This window comes from Mucilaginibacter tolerans (assembly GCF_030519375.1).
Taxonomy (GTDB): domain Bacteria; phylum Bacteroidota; class Bacteroidia; order Sphingobacteriales; family Sphingobacteriaceae; genus Mucilaginibacter.
On the sequence record NZ_JAUMKB010000006.1, the window covers coordinates 197,076 to 222,414 of the forward strand.

22 protein-coding genes and 1 tRNA gene are annotated in these 25,339 nt (G+C 43.1%); 6 read left to right on the forward strand and 17 right to left on the reverse strand.

Translation table 11 applies throughout. The features are described from left to right. The first annotated feature begins 94 nt into the window (after window positions 1-94). Window positions 95-1,678, forward strand: coding sequence for a S41 family peptidase (locus Q3A68_RS10810; RefSeq protein WP_302901099.1), 1,584 nt, complete (start codon window positions 95-97; stop codon window positions 1,676-1,678). Here Q3A68_RS10810 and Q3A68_RS10815 read toward each other — a convergent pair. The 3 genes from Q3A68_RS10815 to era form a co-directional block, all read right to left on the reverse strand. Next, on the reverse strand, window positions 1,668-2,321 hold the full coding sequence (locus tag Q3A68_RS10815; RefSeq protein WP_302901100.1) for a hypothetical protein: 654 nt from the start codon (window positions 2,319-2,321) through the stop codon (window positions 1,668-1,670). The genes Q3A68_RS10810 and Q3A68_RS10815 overlap by 11 nt on opposite strands. 151 nt (window positions 2,322-2,472) lie before the next feature. Then, window positions 2,473-3,774 carry a ribosome biogenesis GTPase Der gene (gene der / locus Q3A68_RS10820; protein ID WP_302901101.1) on the reverse strand — a complete coding sequence of 434 codons (1,302 nt, stop codon included), beginning with the start codon at window positions 3,772-3,774 and terminating at the stop codon, window positions 2,473-2,475. Window positions 3,775-3,871: 97 nt separating this feature from the next. Further along, complete coding sequence (gene era, locus Q3A68_RS10825) at window positions 3,872-4,750, reverse strand: GTPase Era (RefSeq protein WP_302901102.1); 879 nt, start codon at window positions 4,748-4,750, stop codon at window positions 3,872-3,874. 101 nt (window positions 4,751-4,851) lie between these two features. Here era and Q3A68_RS10830 point away from each other — a divergent pair. Beyond that, window positions 4,852-4,924 (forward strand) — tRNA-Met (locus Q3A68_RS10830). 358 nt (window positions 4,925-5,282) lie between these two features. Here Q3A68_RS10830 and Q3A68_RS10835 read toward each other — a convergent pair. The 3 genes from Q3A68_RS10835 to Q3A68_RS10845 form a co-directional block, all read right to left on the reverse strand. Next, window positions 5,283-5,879, reverse strand: a complete 597-nt coding sequence (locus Q3A68_RS10835) for a hypothetical protein (protein ID WP_302901103.1) — start codon at window positions 5,877-5,879, stop codon at window positions 5,283-5,285. 117 nt (window positions 5,880-5,996) lie between these two features. Further along, the gene (locus Q3A68_RS10840; protein ID WP_302901104.1) at window positions 5,997-6,689 is read right to left on the reverse strand and encodes a LytR/AlgR family response regulator transcription factor; all 693 of its coding nucleotides are present in this window, start codon (window positions 6,687-6,689) and stop codon (window positions 5,997-5,999) included. Continuing rightward, on the reverse strand, window positions 6,686-7,723 hold the full coding sequence (locus Q3A68_RS10845) for a sensor histidine kinase (RefSeq protein WP_302901105.1): 1,038 nt from the start codon (window positions 7,721-7,723) through the stop codon (window positions 6,686-6,688). Before Q3A68_RS10845 ends, Q3A68_RS10840 begins: the two co-directional genes overlap by 4 nt. A gap of 190 nt (window positions 7,724-7,913) precedes the next feature. Here Q3A68_RS10845 and Q3A68_RS10850 point away from each other — a divergent pair, with 190 nt between their 5' ends. Then, window positions 7,914-9,230 carry a serine hydrolase domain-containing protein gene (locus Q3A68_RS10850; RefSeq protein WP_302901106.1) on the forward strand — a complete coding sequence of 439 codons (1,317 nt, stop codon included), beginning with the start codon at window positions 7,914-7,916 and terminating at the stop codon, window positions 9,228-9,230. A 2-nt stretch (window positions 9,231-9,232) separates the two neighbouring features. Then, on the forward strand, window positions 9,233-10,459 hold the full coding sequence (locus Q3A68_RS10855; protein ID WP_302901107.1) for a M28 family metallopeptidase: 1,227 nt from the start codon (window positions 9,233-9,235) through the stop codon (window positions 10,457-10,459). Between the two features lie 414 nt (window positions 10,460-10,873). On the opposite strand, the gene Q3A68_RS10860 is transcribed toward Q3A68_RS10855, so the two are convergent. The 6 genes from Q3A68_RS10860 to Q3A68_RS10885 form a co-directional block, all read right to left on the reverse strand. Next, window positions 10,874-14,512: an ABC transporter permease/M1 family aminopeptidase gene (locus Q3A68_RS10860; RefSeq protein WP_302901108.1), complete on the reverse strand. Its 3,639-nt coding sequence runs from the start codon at window positions 14,510-14,512 to the stop codon at window positions 10,874-10,876. Window positions 14,513-14,533: 21 nt separating this feature from the next. Continuing rightward, entirely contained in the window at window positions 14,534-15,424 is an 891-nt protein-coding gene (locus tag Q3A68_RS10865; RefSeq protein WP_302901109.1) for an ABC transporter ATP-binding protein, read from the reverse strand. Between the two features lie 2 nt (window positions 15,425-15,426). Beyond that, on the reverse strand, window positions 15,427-16,164 hold the full coding sequence (locus tag Q3A68_RS10870) for a hypothetical protein (RefSeq protein WP_302901110.1): 738 nt from the start codon (window positions 16,162-16,164) through the stop codon (window positions 15,427-15,429). Continuing rightward, window positions 16,148-16,555, reverse strand: a complete 408-nt coding sequence (locus Q3A68_RS10875; RefSeq protein ID WP_302901111.1) for a GntR family transcriptional regulator — start codon at window positions 16,553-16,555, stop codon at window positions 16,148-16,150. The genes Q3A68_RS10870 and Q3A68_RS10875 overlap by 17 nt, the downstream gene beginning before the upstream one ends. A 1-nt stretch (window position 16,556) precedes the next feature. After that, window positions 16,557-17,255 (reverse strand): hypothetical protein, encoded by a 699-nt coding sequence (locus Q3A68_RS10880; RefSeq protein ID WP_302901112.1) that lies wholly within the window; start codon window positions 17,253-17,255, stop codon window positions 16,557-16,559. Between the two features lie 70 nt (window positions 17,256-17,325). Continuing rightward, window positions 17,326-18,174 carry an ABC transporter ATP-binding protein gene (locus tag Q3A68_RS10885; protein WP_302901113.1) on the reverse strand — a complete coding sequence of 283 codons (849 nt, stop codon included), beginning with the start codon at window positions 18,172-18,174 and terminating at the stop codon, window positions 17,326-17,328. A gap of 174 nt (window positions 18,175-18,348) precedes the next feature. Between Q3A68_RS10885 and Q3A68_RS10890 the strand changes: the two genes are divergently transcribed. Next, window positions 18,349-20,571 carry a carbohydrate binding family 9 domain-containing protein gene (locus Q3A68_RS10890; protein WP_302901114.1) on the forward strand — a complete coding sequence of 741 codons (2,223 nt, stop codon included), beginning with the start codon at window positions 18,349-18,351 and terminating at the stop codon, window positions 20,569-20,571. A 93-nt stretch (window positions 20,572-20,664) separates the two neighbouring features. Next, window positions 20,665-21,801, forward strand: a complete 1,137-nt coding sequence (locus Q3A68_RS10895; protein ID WP_302901115.1) for an acyltransferase family protein — start codon at window positions 20,665-20,667, stop codon at window positions 21,799-21,801. 78 nt (window positions 21,802-21,879) lie between these two features. Here the strand turns inward: Q3A68_RS10895 and Q3A68_RS10900 are convergent, their stop codons facing one another. From Q3A68_RS10900 to Q3A68_RS10920, 5 genes are all read right to left on the reverse strand, one after another. Then, window positions 21,880-22,158, reverse strand: coding sequence for a hypothetical protein (locus tag Q3A68_RS10900; RefSeq protein ID WP_302901116.1), 279 nt, complete (start codon window positions 22,156-22,158; stop codon window positions 21,880-21,882). 45 nt (window positions 22,159-22,203) lie between these two features. After that, window positions 22,204-23,331 carry an NAD(P)/FAD-dependent oxidoreductase gene (locus Q3A68_RS10905; RefSeq protein ID WP_302901117.1) on the reverse strand — a complete coding sequence of 376 codons (1,128 nt, stop codon included), beginning with the start codon at window positions 23,329-23,331 and terminating at the stop codon, window positions 22,204-22,206. 3 nt (window positions 23,332-23,334) lie between these two features. Then, window positions 23,335-23,538 carry a hypothetical protein gene (locus Q3A68_RS10910; RefSeq protein WP_302901118.1) on the reverse strand — a complete coding sequence of 68 codons (204 nt, stop codon included), beginning with the start codon at window positions 23,536-23,538 and terminating at the stop codon, window positions 23,335-23,337. A 34-nt stretch (window positions 23,539-23,572) separates the two neighbouring features. After that, window positions 23,573-24,241 (reverse strand): peroxiredoxin, encoded by a 669-nt coding sequence (locus Q3A68_RS10915; RefSeq protein ID WP_302901119.1) that lies wholly within the window; start codon window positions 24,239-24,241, stop codon window positions 23,573-23,575. Between the two features lie 356 nt (window positions 24,242-24,597). Then, the gene (locus Q3A68_RS10920; RefSeq protein WP_302901120.1) at window positions 24,598-25,338 is read right to left on the reverse strand and encodes a LytR/AlgR family response regulator transcription factor; all 741 of its coding nucleotides are present in this window, start codon (window positions 25,336-25,338) and stop codon (window positions 24,598-24,600) included. Window position 25,339: the final 1 nt, after the last annotated feature.

Genomic DNA, 25,339 nt, shown 5'->3' on the forward strand with positions numbered 1-25,339 from the left:
TTTAACAAAAATCGATAAAAATCATTAAATCCAAGTAAAGCGAGTATATAATTATTTGCCTTCAATTTCAATTGATTAACTTTGTACTCACAGTATGAAAAGAGCGGCGCAGATTATTTTCAAGTCAGCAATTCTTCTTTTGTTGGGTATCGCCATAGGCCTATACCTGGCTGAAAATACACGCCGTGGTTTTCCTTTCCCGGGCAGCAGTAAAGTCTCTAAAGTGCTGCAACTGGTACATCGAAATTATGTTGATTCGGTAAATGTAGATAGCATTGAGGGCGTTACCGTGAACAATCTGCTTCAAAACCTCGATCCGCATTCTCTTTATCTACCGCCTCAACAAGCTGAGTCCATTAATGAAAAGCTTGATGGGGGATTCAATGGTATCGGCATTGAATACCAGATACTTCGGGATACTTTGGTGATCACACAGGTGTATGGTGACGGACCGGCTCAAAAGGCGGGCATGGAGGATGGCGATAAAGTGATCGAAGTAAACAATAAGAAGTTTTCAGGCACCAATCTTACACCTTCAGCAGTAAATAAAGTTTTTAAAGGCGACAAGGATTCTCAGATAGCACTTTCTGTTTTAAAACCTGCAGACAAGTCCGTCAAAGTTTATCATCTCAAACGCGGTCACGTCGACCTCAGCAGCCTCGATGCATCCTACATGGCCGCTCCATCAATAGGCTATATTAAGATCAGCAAATTTGCAGCGACTACCGATCCCGACTTTCGCGACGCGCTCAAAAAGCTAAAGGAAAAAGGCATGCAGAAACTCGTGCTTGATCTTCGCGGAAATGGCGGCGGTTACCTGAGCGCAGCAACCGAACTGGCCAGCGAGTTTCTGGAAAAAGGTAAATTGATCGTATACACCAAAGGCGTTCATGAGCCGCGTGCCGAATATCTTGCGACAGATTCGGGCTTATTTAGAAGTGGTAAACTGGCAGTTTTGATAGATGAGTATTCAGCATCAGCAAGCGAGATATTGGCCGGAGCCTTACAGGATTTCGACCGCGCAGTTATTGTAGGCAGACGCTCATTTGGTAAGGGCCTGGTTCAACAACAGTTTACTTTCAATGATGGCTCGGCGGTTAACCTTACTGTAGCAAGATACTATACGCCCTCCGGACGGTCGATTCAAAAATCTTATAAAGATGGCACGGAGAGCTACCGCAACGAAGTGAACGAACGTGTTCAAAAAGGTGAGCTGTTTTCGGAAGAAAACTATTTAAAAGACAGCGCTTTTAAAAAAGCGGCTGTTTACCACACTTCATCCGGCCGCAAGGTATTCAGTGGTGGTGGTATTATGCCCGATGTATTTGTCCCCGCCGATACTACTGGTAATACCATGCTGATACAAGAATTAGGTAATCAACAGCTTTTCAATGCCTTTGTGATTGATAAAATGCAGGGCATACTGAACAGCTTTAAGACCGATGACAACTTTGTGAATGATTTCAAAGTAAGCGATAACCAGTTTGACGATTTTATAATCTACGCCTCCAAAACACTGAAGGAAATGGACTCCAAAGAAATAAAGATCTCAAAAGACAATATCAAACTATTACTCAAGGCCTTTGCTGCCCGCTTTAAATGGGGCGATACCGCTTACTACAAGGTATTAAACAGCGATGATGAAACACTAAAAAAGGCTATTTTGGCTATTGATTGAGCAAAACGGGCCCAGTATTATATATAATTGTTTTACCATCATCGTCCCGGAAAATAACTTGTGGATACCATGCATGTTTAGGTTTTACACTCCATGCTTTCACAAAGTTTGGTGTATGATCATTAGTGAGTACATTAAAATCGACATTCATATCGTAATATCCAAATTGCGCTACCACACAAGAATCTTTAAAGTTGACTATAGTAGTACCGTTTTTGCTTACCTCAGTCATATATAATTCCCTCAATCTTGGAAGCGATTGCGTTGAATGAGTATTCAAAGTAATTGCGTCATATCGGGCTCCTGTCACCTGTTGGAAGACGTTATTTTTAAAAGTATATCCAAAATCATAAGAAAGTACAGGAAGTCCGTTTAAATATTCGACAGCAAAAATATACTGGTAAACATTGGTGGTGCCATTTGTTGTAACGGTATCATGTAGTCTGATATACTCAAATTGCAGATCATTAGTTGGTAAATGATTTTGTGTAAGTAATTGAACAGCCGCTATGGAATCGGCAGCGGTGACTCCGAAACTCTGTCTCTTTATCTCGCTTATGCAGCCATTATCAATAGCGACGCCACTTTTTTTGCAGCTGGAGAATACGAATAGGGCAAACACTATGTAATATATCTTCATCATAATAAAAGTATTAGATTATAATAACTATTATTACGGGGCAAAGTATTCAAGTGTAACACCCTAATATGCAGAGGTGTAAATGCGTATGTTAATATAAATCATTCAAAAAAATATCTGCGCATCTCTTCATCCGCACATTTGCACGTCAAGACTACTTTTGTCTGAAGAATATCTGTACCGGTACACCCGAAAAATCAAAATTCTCGCGTAGCTTATTTTCCAGGAAACGATAGTATGGTTCCTTTAGGTATTGAGGCAGATTGCAGAAGAAAGCAAACATTGGAGAAACTCCGTTTATCTGCGTGATGTACTTTATCTTCACATATTTACCTTTGATGGATGGGGGGGGGAAGCTTTCGATAATAGGTAGCATTACCTCGTTCAGTTTCGAGGTAGGTATTTTCTTCTTGCGGTTCTCATAAACCTTCTCAGCCGTTTCTATTACGCGCAATACTCTTTGCTTTTCGGTCACCGAAGTAAACACGACCGGAACATCCGTAAACGGTGCGATCTTATTGCGGATCATCTCCTCGAAAACCTTGGTGGTTTTATTATTCTTTTCGATCAAATCCCACTTATTTACCACGATCACGATGCCTTTTTTATTCTTTTCGGCGAGGTGAAAAATATTGATATCCTGTGATTCGATACCTTCAACCGCATCAATCATCAATATCACCACATCGGCTTCTTCCAAGGCCTTGATGGTACGCATCACCGAATAGAACTCGATATTCTCTTTAACCTTTGTTTTTTTGCGTAGACCGGCGGTATCAACCAGCATAAAATCGTGTCCGTACTGGTTATAATGGATATGAATAGAATCGCGGGTAGTCCCGGCAATCGGAGTGACAATATTGCGTTCCTTGCCGATCAGTGAATTGATGATGGATGATTTACCTACATTCGGGCGACCAACAATAGCAAATTTCGGTAACGCGTTTTCTTCAAGTGGTTCGTCATCAAAATCCTTCACCACAGCATCCAGCAACTCCCCGGTTCCTGATCCGGTCATTGATGAGATATTGTAAATCTCGCCCAATCCCAGGCTATAAAAAACCGTTGCATCTGATTGTTGCGAATTATTATCCACCTTATTCACCACCACATATACCGGCTTTTTGCTACGACGTAATAGTGAGGCTATTTCATCGTCCAGGTCAGTAATTCCGGTAGTTACATCCACCAGGAAAAGGATCACGGTAGCTTCTTCAATAGCGATAATCACCTGCTCGCGTATAGCGGCTTCAAAAACATCTTCGGAGTGGGCCACATAACCCCCAGTGTCGATCACTGTAAACGGGCGGTTGATCCACTCGGCAACACCGTAGTGACGGTCGCGCGTAACGCCGCTAAAATCATCCACAATGGCTTTGCGACTTTCGGTTAAACGATTATATAAGGTCGACTTGCCCACATTCGGCCTGCCTACTATAGCTACTATGTTGCTCATTCTTGTTTAGATTTGAGACGTGAGAAATGAGAGTGAGATTGTTCGCGAGTCACTAAAGCAGTGTCTCAAATCTCATTTCTCATATCTCACATCTAAATTAGTCTTCGTACCCGAATTTCTTCAGGTAATTTTTTTTGCTGCGCCAATCGGGGATCACCTTCACAAACATTTCAAGGAAGATTTTTTTCTGGAAAAAATCTTCCATATCCTTTCGGGCGTAGGTGCCAACTTTTTTCAGACTTTCGCCGCCTTTGCCAATCAGGATGTTCTTTTGTGACTCTCGCTCCACAATAATTTCGGAACTGATACGGTACAGTTCGTCCCCTTCCTTGAAGGCTGTAATGATCACCTCTGTGCTGTAAGGAATTTCCTTTTCATACATCTTAAATATCTTCTCACGGATAATTTCTGATGCAAAAAAGCGGTCGTTCCGGTCAGTAAGAAAATCCTTTTCGTAATAAGCCGGATGCTCGGGCAAATGCTCCATCACAAAGTTCATCACGGCTACCACGTTGTGCTCCTTCAATGCCGAAACAGCGAATATGGCCTTCGGGTTTAGTTTTTCCTGCCAGTAAGCTATCTTTTGTTTCACAGTCTCCTCGTCCGATTTATCGATCTTATTGATAACCACGCATAACGGCGCGAATGAACCCTGTAATCTTTCCAGGATATCGCTCTCGTCATGTCTTTCGTTAATGTCCGTTACCAGCAAAACCAAGTCAGCATCTATCAGCGAACCATTTACCTGGTGCATCATAGTTTCCTGCAAGGCGTAGTGCGGTTTCATAATACCCGGCGTATCCGAAAACACGATCTGGTAGTCCTGGCCGTTTACAATTCCCAGTATACGGTGACGTGTGGTTTGTGCTTTTGGGGTGATGATAGACATCTTTTCGCCCACGAGCGCATTCATAAGGGTGCTCTTGCCTGCGTTTGGCTTCCCAATTATGCTTACAAAACCTGCCTTATGACTCATAGAAAAATAAATAAAATATTATTTGGACTGCAAAGAAACGAATTATATCTTTGCAGTCCAATTTAAAACGCCGATTTCGCTGTTGAGAATTGAAAATAGAGTGCGGGATGGAGCAGTTGGTAGCTCGTCGGGCTCATAACCCGAAGGTCGTAGGTTCGAGTCCTGCTCCCGCTACCTGAAAATGAGGCAGTTACTTTAGACGGTAACTGCCTTTATTTTTTTGTTAAAACAATGTTTAAACAAAGGCGATTTTGCTACTATCAGCTACCAGCCTGATCATTGTGGAAATTCCGAGACGCTTGACCAGGCGATTCCGTGCGGTTTAGTGCAGATAGTTGTGTAGTGATTAAGGGAAATCGCAATTAATAATCAATAAATTAACACGGTCAAAATGTCACGGAATTACCTTAATTAAAGTTCCAGAACGAGGTGGTCAACGGCACCGGAATTTCCAAACAGGATAATAAATGACACAGTTAATTGAGCACAACCCGCGGGCCGGCAGGGCAATTCCCAACCTTTTTACAAACAGCTAAATTTCGTACCATTCCTCCCACATAACTTCATCATGCTCCGTCCAAAACACGGAACTTTTGTTAAGAGTAGTGGCAATTTTGTGGAATTTATCGTAGTCAGTATCCAGCCAGTTTTCCCGGCTATCGAAGATATATGCTCCCTGCTCATAGGCGGCGGTGATCGTTTGAATCATAGACTGCAAGGAATCGAAATAGCTTACCGGGTGCTCAATGTAAAGCTGGGGGACAGAATAGAGATATATTTTGCCATAATGTTGACCTGGCTTACTGTTAAACAACAGCATCTCTTCGCCGTTCTCGCTGATCAACGGTAACAGCAACGGGTCGTAGTAAAATTTTCGAGAAAGCAACTTGTTTACAAAATCAAAGGTCAGCAAACCGCCATAGTCGGTCATTTGTCCATCCATCGGCATCCTTGTGCCTGCTTTCCATTGATAAAGTAATCTCAGGTCTTCATCCTCAATGGAAAAATTTGCCAGATAAACATCTATTTCTTCGTCAGTTAACGGCGGTAATAGGCCCCGATAAGCTACAGGGTTATGTTTCTGAAGGACCGTATCGAACGCATTAAGTAGTGTTTTGAACTTGTTCATTGTTAAGTTATCAAAATAAAAGTGAACTAATTTTCTTGATCGTTTCCCGGTTCACATTTTGTTTCGGCTGATATCCATATGTCCACACATTAGTGGTTGTTTCTTCCAACGTGATAATTAGCCATTCAGTTTATGCAGGACATCATTTTTGTAAACCTTGCCAACGGGCAGTTTCTTATCGCCAATAGCTATCTCATTGCCTTCAAAGAATTTAACCGCTTTGAGCGAAACCAGATAGGATTTATGGATGCGGGCGAATTTCGCGGCAGGCATCTGTTCTTCGAACTGGGTGAGGGTTTGTTTGGACATGATACGCTCCGCTCCGCGGTAAATAAAGATGTAATTCCCATAGGCCTCAACATAACTGATATCGTTAAAAAATACTTTGGTTAATTTTTTATCCGATTTGACCATTACGAAATCATGCTGATCGGCGTGTTCCGCCGCCGGATACCTGCTATGGTTGACTACTTTTTCTGTAGCCTGCACAAAACGAGGGAAGGAAAAAGGCTTAAGCAGATAATCAGTTACGGACAACTCGAAGCCTTCGAGGGCGTATTCCGGGTAAGCAGATGTAATAACGATGGCCGGGTATTTTTTTAATGTCCTGAGCATATCGAGTCCGCTAAGTTTAGGCATATTGATATCCAGGATGAGCAGGTCTGCCGGCTGCTTATTGATCAGCTGCATCGCTTCGAACGCATCGCGGCACTCGCCAACCAGGTTTAAATAGGGTACCTGTGTAATATAGGTCCGCAAAATGTCGCGGGCAATGGGTTCGTCATCTACTATGATACAGTTCAGGGTCATGTCAGTTCAATTGTAAGGTCAGTTTCAAAGCAGTCTGCATTCTTGTTTATGGTAAGGTTATGCTGACCGGGATAAATCAGATTTAGGCGTTGCCTGGCGTTCTCCATACCGAGCCCTCCTTTACGTTTTGCAGACGGCGTAGGCTCATAGCCGGGATCGATGGAGTTTTTAACGTTCAAATGCAGCTTGTCATCTTTCACCGAAAGCAGGATATGGATAAAAGCTGTCTTTTCTTTTGCCGTCGTAAAATGTTTAAAGGCGTTCTCCACGAATACAATCATGAGCAAAGGCGCTATGTATTGGCCTGTTGTATCGCCTTCAATGCCTAATTGAATGTCCGCGTTATTACTCAGCCGGATGCGTTCCAGCTCTACATAGTTAGCAATGTATTCAACTTCTTTTTGCAGCGTTACATAATGCTGACCGGTATCATAAAGCGAATACCGCATCAGATCCGACAATTTCAGCATCATGCCGGGCAGCTTTTCAGATCCAGTCACTGATAAACCATACAAATTATTCAGGGTGTTAAACAAAAAATGCGGGTTCAGTTGTGCCTTTAGATGACGCAATTCATTCTCCTTCTGTTCTTTGTCGCGTATCAGGCGATCAATGGCCACTTTGGCCAAGGAAGCCATAAGCGTAAAGGCCACCATGGTGAACGCAAAGTGCTGATCCTGCCAGTTAGTAACCACATCAGTAATATGAAACAGGTGCGCAAAGAGCCAGCCTATGGCGTTCAAGAAATAAGGCAATAACTCAATGAGCACCACCACCTGGACGACATAAATGACGATGCCGATAAGCCATTTGCGGCGCTTTAAGAAAGGCAGTACGAAAAGATTTTGCGTGTAACAGGGAATTGCCAGTTCCAGCATTTCCTGTAAGATTATACAAATCAAGGCTATGCCCGTCATTCGCGGGGGATATTCCTTCAGTAAGATGTACAGGAAAAACACGACGATCCAGAACGCCAATTGCGCATAAACCTTATAGGGCCAGGTAAATAAACGTGTCCAATCGAACTGTTTCATTATTCAAATAAACCAAGACTGGCAGTCACATCCAAATTTTGGTGATAAACGTACTTTATCTGGTGATGAACGTCGCCAAAGACGGATATCCCCAGCCTGTTTACGTTTGTCATCAATCATTGAAGGCTTGTCATTCTTATTTTTTTAGCTTTTTGTGCCTGGATACTTTTGGTTCATAATCTTAAAGTTTATGAAAACGAAACTCACCTTCATCATCTTATTTCTGGCCATCAGCAACGCTGTTTTTGCACAGCAGGACACGCTTATTAAGTCATTGCTACGCGACGTTCCCGTTTGGATGGCGCAGAACCATGTTCCCTGCACAGGCGTAGGGCTGATAGAAAACGGCCGCATTAAATGGCTTAAAACATTTGGCAATGTTCAGGGGGGACATCCGGCACCCATCAATACCTTATTTAATATTGCATCACAAACAAAACCCGTTACCGCCATGCTTACTATGCGGCTGGTACAGGCAGGTTTGTGGAACCTGGATGAGCCGCTTTCACATTACTGGATCGATCCGGATATTGCAGGCAACCCATACCTTAATAAAATCACTACCCGCACAGTGCTTAGTCATCAAACTGGTTTCCCCAACTGGCGTTCGGATAATAACGGCACTAAACTGCGTTTCAATTTTGAGCCGGGTACTAAATTCGGCTATTCGGGCGAAGGTTTTGAATACCTGCGCCATGCACTGGAAAACAAGTTTCATCAGTCATTGGACGTACTGATGAAAACCTACCTGTTTAAGCCGCTGGGCATGAACAATACGCAGTACTGGAGCGACGCTATTGATACTAATCGTTTTGCCGTGTGGTACAATGGGCAGGGCATCCGGTACAATATTTCAGTACAAACGTCGGTAAGTGCAGCTGATGACTTGATTACAACCGTTGAAGACTACTGTAAGCTGGGTATCTATACAATGAGCGGGCTTGGTCTGCCGGATACACTTTTTGCTGATATGATCCTTCCACAGGTAAAGGTAAAAGAGAACTATTGCCGGGGCCTTGGCTGGGGGCTGGTAATGGGCCTGCCCAATGGTGAATACGCATTGGAGCACGGCGGCTCTGATGTTGGCGTGCGCACGATGGCCATTTTTTTACCAAAGTCAAAAAGTGGTATTGTGGTGATGACTAACGCCGATAACGGCATGTTTGTAACAGACCTGGTCATCAAACGCGCACTTTCCTGCGGCACACAGGTACTGGAAACCATGAACAAAGGAGCCATTACCCACGAAAGAATAACTATTGCTAATGACGTGATCAAGAGCCACACCGGTACTTATGCCCAAAACAATGGCAAGCTGATGAAAGTTGAGCAAGATGGCAATGCTATCAAGGTATCCGGCGATGGCGTCCCTACCGCCGTGCTTTATCCCGAATCGACCAACAAATTTTTTCTCGAAGGCTATGATGTGCAATTGGAGTTCCCGGATAACAAGTCGCTGATAGTATATGAAAATGGTAAACAGGTAATGAAGATCAGCCGCCAATAATCATGAAAAAGTATTTGATCATCGCGGTTTTGGCTGTTATCGGTTTTAAGAGCGGCGCACAGAATATAGCCAATTTAAAAAAGGATATGTATGGTATTGCGTCCGATGCTACGCAAGGGCGGTTCACCGCTTCTGCCGGTTATTTAAAAGCCGCTAGATATGTAGAAGCGCAGCTAAGGGCTACAGGCATAAAACCGGGTTGGAAAGAGGCTGGCAAAAGAACATACCTACAACCGGTGCCCTTTAGCTGGGATGATTATTCGGGCAGCAAGATGAGGATAGGCGGCAAGATTTATCTTCATAGCGCCGAAAACTTTATCGTGGTTCAACGCGGCATTGCAAAAGAGGGAAGATGGGTGGTATTATCGCCCGGTGATTCAGTGAAGGGGAAACCGGTAGGCATTATCCTGCTTCCGAGCCAAAGCCAGGCCAGTAATTGGGAAACTACGGTTATCCGCCAATACCGGTTTGGGTATATGCACTATTTGCCCGATGGCACCAGTACCTCCGACGCTATGCCAACCATTGTGGTGAGCCCGGCACTGGCAAAAATGCTCACTAGAGGCGATAGTGTAAATGTAAAGCTCATCTACGTGTCTGAATGTAAAACCGGCTATAATGTAATAGGCATTGTGCCCGGAACAGATGGGAAGCCAGCGCATCAAGGCATAATAGTTGGGGCTCATCTCGATCATATCGGGCGCATCGGCAAACACATCTACAATGGCGCCAACGACGATGCCAGTGGTTGTGTGGCCGAACTAGGTGCAGCCAGGATGCTTGCTACGCATCCCGGCAAACGGGCAGTGATATTTGCATTTTTCTGCGGTGAGGAACTGAACCTGAAAGGCTCCCGCTGGTTTGCGGATCACTTACCTATTCCGCAAAGAGCTATTTCGATGACGATCAACCTGGAACAGCTTGGAAGTAAACACCGTTCATTCAACGGTGTATGGGCGCTGGGCGACCCCACTTTCAAAGCGGCATTTTATAAGGCCAGGACGGATTTTACCACTAAAGGATTGCAGTTCTCACCTACTGACTCGGTCAGAGAAGTGTTGAGTAACACAGATACTTATAGCTTCATGAAGAAGAAGATTCCTTCACTGCTGCTCGGTTCAGGCGGCTTTGACGAGCATCATACACCGCAGGATAAGATCAATTTGATCGATTTTGAGCATTTACAAAAGGTGACCGACCTGTTATATCATTTTATCAAAACTATATAATTATTTTAGAACGTATGACCAAAAAAGAAATTTTGTCAACGCTTGATAGCTGCCTTGACAACAAGTATTGGGGGTTCATCACGCTAAACGACCCCTATGCCTATATGGTCGACAGCCTGGAAATTCCGAGACGCTTGCCCTGGCGATTCCGTGCGGTTTAGAGCATATAGTTGTGTAGTGATTAAAGGGAATCGCAATTAATAATCAATATATTAACACGGTCAAAATGTCACGGAATTACCTTAATTAAAGTTCCGGAACGAGGTGGTCAACGGCACCGGAATTTCCACTTAGCCCGCAGGCAAACTTCTGCAACTATATTTAGATAATCCAGTGCCTTCGTTTCGACGCTTTTGATGTCACAGCGATTTACTCAAACTTACCATATGCTTTTACTATTTGTTATTTGACCAGTTAGTTCAAGGTCTTAAGATTGTCATTTGGATTCTGGTCAACCAGATATCCAAGCGGATCAATTGCCACAGTGTGGGGTTTACCTTTAACAATTATGGTTAATTTACGGTCCCCTCGTTTGAATTTGTATCGCTTAAGGTAAACAAAATGAGCCTTCGTGCTGCCTTCTTTGTCTTTGGTATCCTGCCCAAAAACACCGATGTCGATGTAGTCATTCATGTTTGATGCTGACGTGTCTTCGCCTTTATCATTAAGCCGGGTTTTATCAATATTCACATTGAGATCGATTTTATATTCATCCTTATTCCCGGTCGGTTTCACTGTGACTGAGCTAATCTTATTATCATAAAGCGTTACCCTTTGCCAGGTATCAGTCAGGTAATATTGCAACGAATCAGGAGTATGTTTCTGCAGATAGCGGTATAGGTCATTTGCCCCGGCAAAAGGGCCGGTACTTTTAAAAGCATAGGCACTTTTAAATTCACGCAAAGCATTGTTCAGGCTGTCTTCGCCTATTAATTCCCTCAAACCATACATTCCGACGCCGACTTTATCTCCCCACTCAAACCACTTATCAGCTTTGATAACGGGCTGTTCTTTTTCATCCATACGCCTGCGGACAAACAGGTAATACCACAATTGGTTCAGCACGACGGGGCGCATATTAGCCTTGCCATATTTCTTCTCGTTCATTACAAGTGCATCATAGTTAGCCAAACCCTCGGGTATTACAAGCGACCCGTTAGTGCTATTTGGCGCTACCTGGAAACGCCACCATTGTTGTGCAAGGGCCCTGGTAGCGTTTGAATATAAGTAGTCAAATTGATCCGGGTTAGTAAAGTTGGCGTTCCAGCCGTTGAGTTCTGAATAGGTATTCAAAGTAGTTGTCGCAGCTTCACGGGGGCCGTAAGGTGCGGTTTCAACTTGCCTGATATTGTTAAAGGGATAATTCCCGTAAACGCTGCTGTAGTATTTCAAGCCGTCTTTATAGGCTTTGAGATAACGATCGACGTTGTTGCCATGTTCCGGATCATAATAAACGTCAATGTTAACCTTGTGACCAACCATTACGCTGTCCTTCCGGTCGACATACCTGCCCGAGAGAATTCCGAATGGCACATACATACCCGGCTTATTTTGTACGTAATGAAAATAATTACGCCCGTTCTGTTTCCATTGCCTTATCAGATCGCCATGCGTAATGGCAAGCTGGTCATTCTCGGTGCTTACGGTTACATCGATGCTTACCAGGTCGGCCGCTTTCCCAGCTTTTAAATTCATAATGCCTGTAGGGTCGTTCTGCGATACTTCTTCTTCTTCCTTAGGTGGCAAACCAGCTTTTTTCCGAACATAAGGGCTGCTTATTTCATCGTCATCATCATAACCCAGGCCAGGCAGACCGCCGGTAAAAAATGTGCCGTTGTTTAATAAGTTATTAGCATAAAGGCCATTGGTAAACCCTTTGTGTATAACTGACGAATTTATCTGCAATATCGCAGAGTCTCCCGGAGCAAGCGGTTTATCGAAATTATATACCCTGAATTCGGCTGTATCCCGTTTCGATCCAAACCAACTGAAAAATCCGCGCGAATAGAGCAATGGATAAGTAAAAGCCATAGGCTTCCCATTTATACTGATAGAATAGTCAGTCAGTTCATCGCCGTCCAACAGCATTGCGTATATGGGCTGGCTGTTTTTATTGGTGATGGTTACCGCTGCTCTGACGAGTTCTTTCTTTTCGTACGGGAAAAGATCAACATACATTTTAATATGGGTAACTTTGGGCAATGGCAGGCTCTGGAAATGTTTAAGCGTCTTTTCATAAATGATGGAGCGGTCTTCGTTTTCAGTTTTGGTAAGGTACTCATTCACGTAGCTTATGTTATAATAAATATATCCTCCGGCTGCCAGGAACAACGGTAGTAAACCGAAAACAAAAAGTTTAGTCCTCCCATCGAACCTTTCAGGGACAAGCTGTAATCTTTCTTTAAATGATGAATTAACACCACGATTATAGAAAAGCGCCGCAATAATGATAAGCAACCCGGCTGCCAACAGCCAATACAGATCGAACCAAAGCACGGGTCTAACCATATGCCCCATACCGTCCATATCAGACATGCCGGATTTAGGGGTATAAGAGTATAATAGCAGGTGGTAGTCAAACGTGCCGGTAGTATCCAGGAAGAACATTCCTATCCATAGCGTGATGCCAAATGCGTAAGCTGCAAATTTATTATTGAAGATTACCTGAACCAGATAACAGAGAACTGCTGCCATGAGTAATTTAGGCAGTAGGATAATCAATATGTAGCAAAAGTAGGCCCCAAAATTGAGATGCGTAAACCCTTTAATTAATTGAACAATTACCCCCACTACCAAAGGCACCAGCGATAAGCCCGTTGCTATGACTAAAAGTGAGATCAGTTTTGACCCGTTCAATACCCAGTTTGGCGGTGGCAGCGAATCGTTGATGAAAGCGTAGCGCGTAAGTTTGTCACGCTGCAGGGTTTCACCGGTGTAGAACATGATGATGAAAAAGATGAAGAACGGAAAAGCGTCGGCGAAGATCCCAAGAAGTGAAACTGTTCGTGGCAGGTCAGGCACTCCATAGTTATTATCTCCCAGCCAGAATACAAATCCTAAAAACACGCTGCCTGCCCCTACGATTATCCAGAAATAATTATCGCGGATAATATTTACTAACTCGAGTTTTACAAGGCTTTTTAAGGTGATTTTGTTGTACTTGCCCGAAAAACTTACAGCCGGTATTTTGAGCAGTTTATTTGATCGCGTACCCGTTTCATCAATAGCCGCTTTGTCGCGTTTACCGGCAAAAAACCTCTCGAAATTGAACCGGAAATAGGTGATTATCAATACCACTAAACCAAGTCCGGGCCAAAGGAAGCGATTTACAGCCAGCGGGCCATTCATCGCGATGAGCGAGTTATTATGCTCTGCTGTACTCGAATTGTTCATTTGAAACCTTACGCCATTTAAGCCGAACGGGTCGGAGATACCAATAACAGTCGTGTTGGTAGTATGATCGAGAAAGAACAGGGCGATGAAATAAAAAAGGAATAATAATATGCCGCCAAAGTAGATCACCTTAACATTTCGGGTAATAGCGACCAGGCCGAAGAAAAGCGACGAGGTAAAGAATACGTTAGGTATTGCAATAAGCAGAAACGGATAAAGATAATAGATGAGCCGGTTTGGACCATATTGCGCTGGAACAGTCTTTCCCGTTAACGGCCCGATAAAAGTACTAAGATATATGGCTACCGGCACAGCAAGAGCGATTAATATCATAAATACAAAAGAGCCAAGATACCTGCCCCAGAAATACCCGTTTTTGGTAATAGGATAGGTAAGATAATAGTCTTTCGTCTGATATTCGATGTCCCGATACAATGCTGTTCCCATCAACGACGAGCTGATGAGCATCATCATCATGGTCATGCCGCAACACCAGAAAGTGATGAGATAGGGTGAGTTGATATGTTCCTTCTCGCCCACGGGTAAAGAACCGGTGGAGAAAGCGAACATTGTAAACAGCAATACAGCTGAAAAATAAAGGTAAACGGCGGGCCTGCGGACCCGATTCCGGATCTCGAACAGAAATATTTTTGAAAACATAAGCTATTGTTTTTGAGTGCTTTACATAGTATTCACATCTACACGTGTGGCAATATTGCTGAAGTAAACATCTTCAAGATTAGGGGCAGTTAAACTAAAACCATCCTGCGGCTGGTCATCCTCTTTTAATACCCTGATATGCAGCTTTCCCGATTTAAGCTGGGTGGATATTACATTGTAAACGTCCCGGTAATATTGTATCTCGGATTGGCTTATCGCCTTAGAATAGATTTTGCCTTCCAATTCTTTTACTGCTGTTTCGGGATCGCCTGCGTATAAAACTTCACCAAGACATATAATGGCGAAGTTGGAGCAAAGCGTACTCACATCTTCAACAATGTGTGTCGAGAGAATTACGATGGTATTCTCGCCCAACTGACTCAGCAGATTGTAAAACCGGTTTCGTTCAGCCGGATCGAGACCTGCTGTCGGTTCATCAACGATGATCAGTTTGGGGTCGCCTATAAGTGCCTGCGCTATGCCAAAGCGCTGTTTCATACCGCCGGAATAAGTACCCAGATGTTTTTTGCGATCTTTAAACAGATTGACTTTCTCTAACAGGCCAAGGACCAGGTCTTTCCGTTCACCTACATTGCCTACGCCCTTTAGTTGTGCTATATGATCAAGCATCCGTTCGGCTGATATTTTGGGATATACGCCAAACTCCTGAGGCAGGTAGCCCAGCAATTGCCTAACCTGCGTTTTGTTTTTTAATACATCCAGGTCATCCAGGAAAACACTGCCTGAATCCGCTTCCTGCAGCGTGGCGATGGTGCGCATCAACGATGACTTGCCTGCACCGTTGGGACCAAGCAGGCCAAACATGCCATTTGTAAGCGTCAGCGAGACATCCTTTAAGGCTGTTACACCGTTAGCATAAGTCTTAGACAAAGAATTGATTACTAATTTCATAGCTATTTAAGATTTAAAAGATGTTTTACCGCCGCGCCGTTTACTACCAGCGTCGCGCTGTCGGCTAAATGATAATTTAAGTCGGCCGATGTGCCGCCCTTGATCACCAGCTGGCTTTTATTGCAAATATCCAGGTTGCTTTTGGCGAATTTGTTGTTGCCGCCAATGGTTAAAGCTGATCCGCTCCCGCTACTTTGGCCAGTAACGCCATTCAATATATTGATCCGATTATTTTCAAGAACTATATTACTCGCATGATCTGCCTGTATTTTAAGGCTATCTAAACTGAAACCTTTAATTAATGTGGGATACCATCTTATATCCCGCGCCACAGTATCGGTTACCGGTGCACCGTTTGTAGTGTATCGCGCATCCGTTTTCAACAAAGAAAGCTTAGAACAGGAAATGTATAGGACATAGTTGGCCGCAATATTTCTGTAATGATCCGGAAAGGCGGCGTTTATCACCAGTCGCTTGCCTTGCTTATTTACACGCAGGAAATCTTCAGCGCCTGGATTAGCCAGCACTTTATATGGTCCTTGAACAATGATGATATTTACTGCAGTGGATGCGTTCAATTCGATCTCATTAAAGTCATGATAGTTTAAACTGATATAGTCACGGTACGGATTTGTGTAATCACCTTTCCGGTACTCCGCTCTGAGACTAAGGTCATAAGCAATCAGGCTGATGATTAATATAGCCAGGGTTATTATTAATATCTTATTGCTTGTCTTCATGTTCTTCCTTGTTCGATTTAGTAATGGATTGTTTAGCCAGAAAATTTTCATACTGCTGCCGCACCTCGTCTATGGATATGTCCAGCAGGTAGATATTTTTAAAAAAATCGGGCAGATTTTGCTGCACAAACTGTTGTTTGCGATAAGCCTTTACCTTCTCAAACCCATCGTCGGCTACAAAAAGGCCCAGGCCACGTTTATTATAAACTATCTCCAGGCTCTGCAAAAATTCGTAAGAGCGCATCACCGTGTTAGGGTTAACTTCCAATTCTACAGCCAGATCGCGCACCGAGAGTATCTTTTGCCCGGCTGTCCATTTTCCGGCCAGGATATTCTCGCACACAAATGCGGCAATCTGCAGGTATATCGCTTCGTTATCTTTAAATTCCATATCAAACCTGCTTTTCCCTTAACCTGAAATAAGCTGCAACCCATATTAACACCGCCGAAATGCATAGGACGGTCAGGATCGCCTGTGGGGGTATGGCCTTCGTAACAATGGAGTAATACTTATCGCCTACATTGAAATTGAGAAAGCCGAAAGGCATAGCAGCCTTAATCACATCAAGACCAATAATGGCTTTAAGGAATACCGTGTTGAAAATCATCAGTACCACATAACCGATAAAAAATGCGAACCCTGTTTTAATAAAATGCAGCTTATTGAAAAATATAGCTCCAAAAAGGGCAATTGCATGAAGCAGGGAATAAATAGTCAATACGGTATAAAAGCCCCTTTGCTGAATGCTGAATAAAACAAAATGTTGATTGGGCTCCCAGTGTTTCGCATTTGCCAAACCAATAAGCCCCAGGTAAAATACAGCCGTATAAATCAACAGGAATATGAGATAAGAATATAGCCAGCCAACAAGAAATTTTTCAAATGCAGTTGCCGGGAGCGTTAATGCAGCCATAGCTTTTTTCTTATCGCCAAAATCGCTGAAAACGGTACTGGTAAATATGGTCCCCGCAATAAGCATAAGTATGACGAATATTGCTGTTTGCAAACCCGGATCAGGTGGTTCGGGTATAACAAAAAACAGAAATGCTCCGCCAAGTAATATAACCCCCGCCAGTACGGCTATAGACATAAGATAGATGCGGTAATGCTCGGCAGTGTGCTTAACAAAAAGACGGCAAAAGCGCCGTAAGCTAAACAAATTATTCATTGCCGCCTCCTTCTTCGAGTATTTGAGGCACTTTGCTACTGCCGGAAGTAACAGCATTGAAAAGCAGTTCAAGATCCATTTTACTGAATTTGCCTGATGTATTTTGAACAATAGCATGTTTACCTCGCATGCTCTCCTCTTCATAAAGCACATTTACCCCGCTGGTATTCTCAAATACGCCGAACAGTAATTTATCGGTGAGCGTATCGACTGAACTATTTACGGCGATCTTGTGGTCATTCAATATCAAAACTGTATCGATCAGGCTATCAAGATCGCGAACCTGGTGAGTGGAAATGATAATGCAGCGCTCGTCATTCAGAACAGATGCGATCAATTTCCGGAACTGCACCTTTGAAGGGATGTCGAGACCATTAGTTGGTTCATCCATAATCAATACCGAAGCGTTGGTAGCTACTCCAAAGGCGATCATAACCTTTTTTTGCTGCCCGTAAGACATATTGCTCATCGTCTGTTCAGGATCAACATCCAATGTTTTCAGGTAAGCATAAAAATCAGTTATGCTGAATTTTGGATAGAAGGCAGCGGTGTTCTTTAAAAATTGTCCTGGCGTAAGTGCCGGAACGTAAACCTCCTCTGCAAGGAAGAAAACGTTCGCAAGTGTATGAACCATCCTCTCTGAAGTTTCAGCGCCGTATATAAAGCATTTCCCGTGTGCCGGAAAGGACAGGCCCGAAATACATTTCAAAAGGGTGGATTTTCCTGATCCATTCTTTCCCAATAAGCCGTAAATATGTCCCGGAACAAGCGAAAGGTTCAAGTTTTTAAAAACCGGTCGGCCTTTTTTATACCAAAAGTCAAGATTTTGAACTTGAATCATATTAGTGTATTAGTATAATAGTACACTACAAATGTAATGATCGTTCTCATAAATCCAAGAAAAATGAGATATTTTATTTCTGCGTTGAAACAGATAACCCTTGCAGGGTGATTAAAAATTTATAAGTTTAAAATAATTTCAATCAGGCCCCCTCATGATTACTGCAAATGATCCATGTTTAGACCCTTACTTGCGGCTTGTTTCTTTTTTATCTCCGTATCTGCTGTTTTTGGCCAGGACGCTGATTTTTTTAAACCAAACCCGCATCGTCGCGAGTTAAAGGCAACAAAAATTCCGGGCAATATAAAGGTAGACGGCATTTTAGATGAGCCCGAATGGAGTTTAGCCATAGGTGCTTCAGATTTTATCCAGGTTGAACCATACCAGGGTCAGCCGTCAAATTATACAACAGTAATTAAAGTACTGTATAACCAGAAATACCTGTATGTGGGCGTCGTATGTAAAGATCCCAAGGGTAAGAGAGCGATCATGGCGACAGACTTTGTGCGGGATTTTGACTATCTGAGGCATGACCTAGTGAACCTGGCTTTTGACACTTTCAATGATCAGCGCAATGCCATGGTTTTTGCGACAAACGCTTATGGGGTGGAACGCGATCTGCTCGCGTTCGATGATATTTATTATGACATAGATTGGAACGGGCTCTGGACTGTAAATACATCACGCAGCGATTCGGGCTGGGTTGCTGAGATGGCCATTCCCTGGAAAACATTAAGATACCCCAAAAGTAAGGACAGTATACAGAGTTGGGGTTTCAATGCATATCGCAACCGGAGACTTACTAACGAAATCAGCGCCTTTTCACCCTTTCCCCGCATATTTTCATCTGCCCATATGAATTATGCTGGTGTACTAACCAACCTGCAGCCCCCGCCACCTGCTACGAATATCATTGTCGACCCTTACGTTCTGGCATCTGAAGATCACTATGCAAATTTTGCAGGTGCAAAGCCACATACCTCAAGTTTTAAATATGGAGGAGATCTGAAATGGGCGATCAATCCAAATACAGTGCTTGACCTTACAGCGAATACGGATTTTGCTCAGGCAGATGTTGACCAGCAAGTAAATAACACTACCCGTTTTAATGTTTTTTTCCCTGAGAAACGCCAGTTTTTCCTTGAGAACGCGTCACTCTTCGGGGTTCAAATCAGCATGAATGGCGATCAGGCCGGCGGCAATATGCGCTACCAACCTTTTAATAGCCGGAACATCGGTTTGGATACAAGCGGCAATCCGATTCCGATAGTTGGTGGGGGACGTTTTGTTTACCGTTCGGCAACGGTGAATTATGGCGCAATGGCAATCCGTCAGCAAGGGTATAACGGGGGGTCAGCAACCAACTTTTTTGTAGGCAGATTCTCGCAAAACTTTGGTCACCAAAGTCGTATTGGGGGCATTGTTTCACTTAAAGAACAGCCCGGCGCAGCCAACTTTGAATCCACTATGGACGGTTTTTTTAGGTTCAATGAATCCAATTCCATCAATGCGATTGTTACGCAATCAACTACAACCAATACCGGAGCTAAAGGATTTGCAGGCGTGGTTCAGTATTTCAACAATACCAACAATCATGAAATATGGTTGACAGAATCGGTTATAACAAAGGATTTTGATCCGCAAATGGGTTTTGTTTCACGCAGTGATGTGATTGCGACCACACCTGGTATAAACTATTTTTACCGGGGCAAACTGCTCCCGTTTAAGAGCTTCCTGTTAGCTTATGCGCCAGGCATTTTACCGGAAATTTATTATACAGCATCTACGGGAAAGTTTGCAGAGGCCCATATCCCTTTTTACCCTGTTTGGTTTAATTTTAAAAATGGCGGCTATTTTGGATATGGTTTTGAATCGATATGGCAACACCTTACTTCGATTTTTTCGCCCCTGAATCTCAACATTGCACCTGGGGATTATCATTACTTTAATCAGCAGATATATTTATCGACCGACCCATCAAAAATATTGAATGCGATGATCTCGTTTACGTCGGGGTCTTATTTTAATGGAAGATTAACAACTATCGATTATAAAGTACAATTCGCTCCAAGTCCACATGTATCTTTAATAGGGGAGTATAATCGGAATCATTTCGATCACGTAGGAGCCGACAATACCAGTGAACTTGTTAACTTGTATATTTTACAGGGCCGTTTTGCGCTTAATCCTCATCTGCAATTTAGCGGCATATACCAGAAAAACTTACTCAACAACTCTAATGCATACAATCTGAGATTAGCCTGGGAGTTTTCGCCACTGAGCTATGTGTACTTTATTTATAACAGGGGTATCAACAACCAACTGCGTACGCGACCGATAATCGACCAGACAGAGGACCACATTATTTTCAAACTGAGTTATTTACAGCAGTTTTAACCAATGGGAAGCATAACAAAACAATTAAGTATATTCAAACCATCTGAAATTTATCAACCAATTTTATAACCTTTTTAAACTATCAAATCATTTATGAGTAAGAGCACTACTTATCTTGAATCCAAACAGCACTATCCTATCCTCGATGGTTTGCGCGGCGTGGCTTCTGTTGTGGTTATTGTTTTTCACGTGTTTGAAACCTTTACGGGTGGTAACCGCTTTATTCAAATCATTAATCACGGCTACCTGGCAGTGGATTTCTTCTTTTTATTGTCGGGTTTTGTAGTTGCCTATGCTTATGACGACCGCTGGACTAAAATGACCCAATGGGATTTTTACAAAAGAAGGCTTGTGCGTTTGCAACCCATGGTTGTATTGGGCTCTATTATAGGGGCAGCGCTGTTTTATTTCCAGGTTAGCCCTGTTGCTTTTCCAAATATTGCCAGCACACCCGTGTGGGAGGTATTACTTCTAATGGTTATAGGCGCTACATTAATACCCGTTCCTGTTTCAATGGATATCCGTGGCTGGCAGGAAATGCACCCATTGGACGGCCCGGCCTGGTCATTGTTTTTCGAATATATTGCCAATATTCTTTATGCCCTTGCTGTCCGTCGTTTTTCAAAGCTTGCTCTTTCTATTTTAGTATCACTGGCAGGGTGCATGATGATAGGTTATTTAATTTTTGGCCCGCAGGGCGATCTCATCGGTGGCTGGTCAATTACCGGCGATCAACTCTTTGTAGGGTTTACACGGGTGCTTTATCCCTTCTTTGCCGGGGTTTTGCTTTGCCGCATCGGCGGAATCATCCGTATTAAAAATGCCTTTTGGTGGTCCAGTCTGATGATTCTTATCGCACTTAGCATTCCCCGCATAGGCGATGAACATCATCTGTGGATGAATGGCATTTATGATGCGGCTTGCGTAATCTTCGTGTTCCCGGTTATTGTTTCGATAGGGGCCGGCGGAATATTACATAGCGCGAGGTCGGAACGTATCTGTAAGTTTTTTGGCGATATTTCTTATCCGCTTTATATTACTCATTACCCTTTGATCTATGTATTCACTGCGTGGGTTGTCAACAACAAAATACCATTGGGGGTTCACGGCATGTTGATGGGGCTGCTATTGGTGATAGTGAGCATTGCAATTGCATACGCTTCCTTGAAACTATATGATGAGCCCGTTCGCGAATGGTTAAAGAAGAAAGTTTTAATGAAAAAGGCATAGTACGTTGGCGCAAGCGCATTTAATAACGAGAGCCATGAATTGGTTAATTCATGGCTCTTGTATTTTTTATATGCCGCCTCATTTTGCATTCGCCTCAGCAAACTGCTGAATGTCATTTTTGCTGAATGTTACCAATTCGATAATGTTTGCGTGACGCCGTAAAAATGGAGGAACAGTCTGAAGTGCTTCTTCCTTGTTGTCAAATTCACTGATAAAATAGGATTTATGAACACCGGATTTGCAACCCCAATAGGCATGTGTAAGCAAATGCGAACCAGACTCTACAAATAACTTAATCACATGCTGACACTCAACGGTGTTTTCTGAATGTGGTATTTCGATTAAAAAAGTTGTCATTTTGTTCAGATTTAATATGATAATCGGTTAACTATTATGCTCCTATTACAACCCGAACCAACGGGCCTTTCTGCTTGATCCAAAATATTGTTTATCTATTACCAGTGCTTCAGATGCATCGTGGTGAATGCCAAAAGGCTTCGGGCCAGAGAAAAAGTCAACATCCACACGGGCCACTTCTCCCTTACCAAACTCGATATAACAGGAGCCAGCTCCGGTATAAGTCGCTTCGTTTTGCTTACCATGATAGGTGGCTATAATAGAAGCAGCAGCAATTTTTGCAGCGCCTTCGGCAAATACACCGGCTTTAGGTGTTCCTACGCTGGTCACATCACCAATAGCATACACATTAGGGAACCTGGTCAATAAGTTCTGTCTGTCGACAGGTATCCATCCGTCAACTGTCAACCCGCTTTGCTGCACCACATCAGGCGCGACATGTTTTGGGATACCGAGAAACAAATCGAATGGTATTTCAGTGCCATCATCAAGCACGGCTATTTTCTCACGAAGCGATGCTACCTTATGCTGGGGAATAAAATGAATGCTTCGCTCTTCAAACGCCTTAATTAACGCTTTCGATGAATCCGGTGAAGGAGGAATAGGTGATCCAAACGGTATCACAAGACTGATCGTACAATCATTGCGTATGCCTGCACTAACCAAATAATCATGCAGCATCAACGAGCCTTCGCTTGGTGCGGGTGGGCATTTAAACGGGGCACCGCATACACCCACTACCGCATGCCCCTTTTTAAAGTCCGGGATCGTATCTCTTAGTTTTACAGCACCTTCAAAAGTGTAATACTCGTTGCCAAATTCAGCAAGGCCGGGCGTTGCGTTGATGTCATAGTTTGCGCCAAGCGCAACCACTAATACATCGGCTTCATAGATGCCGTTTTGTGTAGTAACCGCTCTTGTTACAGGATTTATAGCCGTTATAGTTTCCTTGCGAAACTTTACCCCCGGCTTTACAATACTGCTATAAGGAATTTTGATCGAATCCGCCGCCTTGTGACCAAACATGACATCGAGCTTTGAAAAGCCGAAATAGAATGTGTCATTCTGATCTATTAGGGTCAGATCAAGGTTGTCACCAATAGTTTCGGAAAGGATGGAAGTAAGTTCCAATCCTCCAAACCCGGCACCCAATACCACTACACGTAGTTTCATGTTCTATTTCTTTAACGGTTGTTTAATAAAGATTTTTGAGATTACGGTCAGCGACGGGCATAACCCTGTAACGGCCCCGAGAATAAACCCGGCCGCAGGAACATAGAGCACCCAGTTTGCTTTGGAGAAACCTGTAAGATAAATGCCAGTCCATAAGATCGTACCTACAAAGGCAAACCAAATGCGCATGGATGTTGATGCTCTCATAATTTAATGCTGTGCCAGGGGTAAGTGATTTCGATTAATTCATCATACTTGGTTGAGCTACAACACGCAGGTATGGTTTAACAATCTTCCAGCCGTTCGGATATTTCTCCTTTGCTTCGTCATCCGATACTGCCGGCACAATGATCACATCCTCACCCTTTTTCCAGTTAACCGGAGTGGCAACTTTGTGCGCTGCAGTAAGCTGCATGGAATCAAGCACGCGCAATATTTCATCGAAGTTGCGGCCTGTTGTCATGGGATATGTTAATTGCAGTTTTACTTTTTTATCGGGGCCTACTATAAATACCGAACGTACTGTTTGATTGGTAGCCGCGGTTCTGCCCTCTGAAGTGCCGGGCTCATCAGCAGGAAGCATATCGTATAATTTAGCTATGGCCAATGCCGGGTCGCCTATCATCGGATAGTTTACAGCATACCCTTGTGTTTCTTCAATATCCTTTTCCCATCTTAAATGACTTTCTACCGGATCTACACTAAGACCAATAACCTTACAGTTTCTTTTTGCAAATTCAGGTGCCATTTTTGCCATGTAACCCAGTTCGGTAGTACAAACCGGTGTAAAATCTTTTGGGTGGGAAAACAGAATAGCCCAGCCATTACCAATCCAATCGTGAAAATTGATGGTGCCTTTTGTTGTTTCGGCTTGAAAATCTGGTGCGATGTCGCCTAATCTAATACTCATGATGTTGTTTGTTTAATTGTTTGACGATAATGGTGAAGTAGAAATATTGTTTATAGTAAAATATGCTTCTTTCTGCAGTTCTCACATTCGTAGGCTTTCGGCTTAACCGTTCCGAATGAGATCAGCTTTATCACAGTGCCAACAAATGTTTTTTTTTATAATCGATCAGATTACCACCACATGCCGTGCACCGTATCCCAATAACTGTCCGTTTAATAATGATCTTATCCAAATCGAGCAATGCCATAACAGGATTAAAGTTGTACCCGATTTAAAAAAATCTGAAATAAAAGGGACGAATATTCGCCGTTAGGGATGAATGATAGAAGATTTGTGAAGAAGAGCAGAGTTGCGTATTAGTTTTCGCTTATTCCCAGGGCCTTGAAGAGCTCTTCCCGGTATGATTTACCAATGGGAATCTTAGTTCCATTGACGGAAACTTCAGTAGGGAAAACGTCGTCTATAAGGTTAATGTTTACCGAATAACAGCGATGGATACGCATGAACTTTTGCACATTGAGTTGTTCAATAAAGTCGTTTAACGTAGATCGGACCATCACTTTCTTTTGCGATTTAAGATGTAGTGTGACATAATTGGCATCACTCTCCAGGTAGAGTAAGTCGCTAAAAAATATTTTTCTGAACACATAACCGTCCCTTACAAACATGAACTCTTTCGCAGTATGAGCGCTCCGTTGTTCCGGCTTTGTATCGCTACGATTACCGGCAAAATTGCTGAATGCGATTTCAATGGCAGCAAACAGTTCTTCTTTGGTAAAAGGTTTAACAATATAAGCATGGGGCCTTACTTTTTTTGCCCGGTCAATTGTTTCGCCATCGCTATTGGCGGTTAAAAAAATAAAAGGGATCGGGTGCAATTCATTCAGCTTTTCGGCTACATCGATCCCATCCTTTTTACCCGACAACTGGATATCCAGCAATAATAGGTCAGGCTTGTCCTTTTCCAGCATTTCTATCGCCTCTGTGTAATTTATCGCAGGCCCGCAGTGAGAATAACCCAATTCATTAAGCGTGTTTAAAATTGTTCTGGCTATTACCAGTTCATCCTCTACAATACCTATTTTTAAAACGCTCATC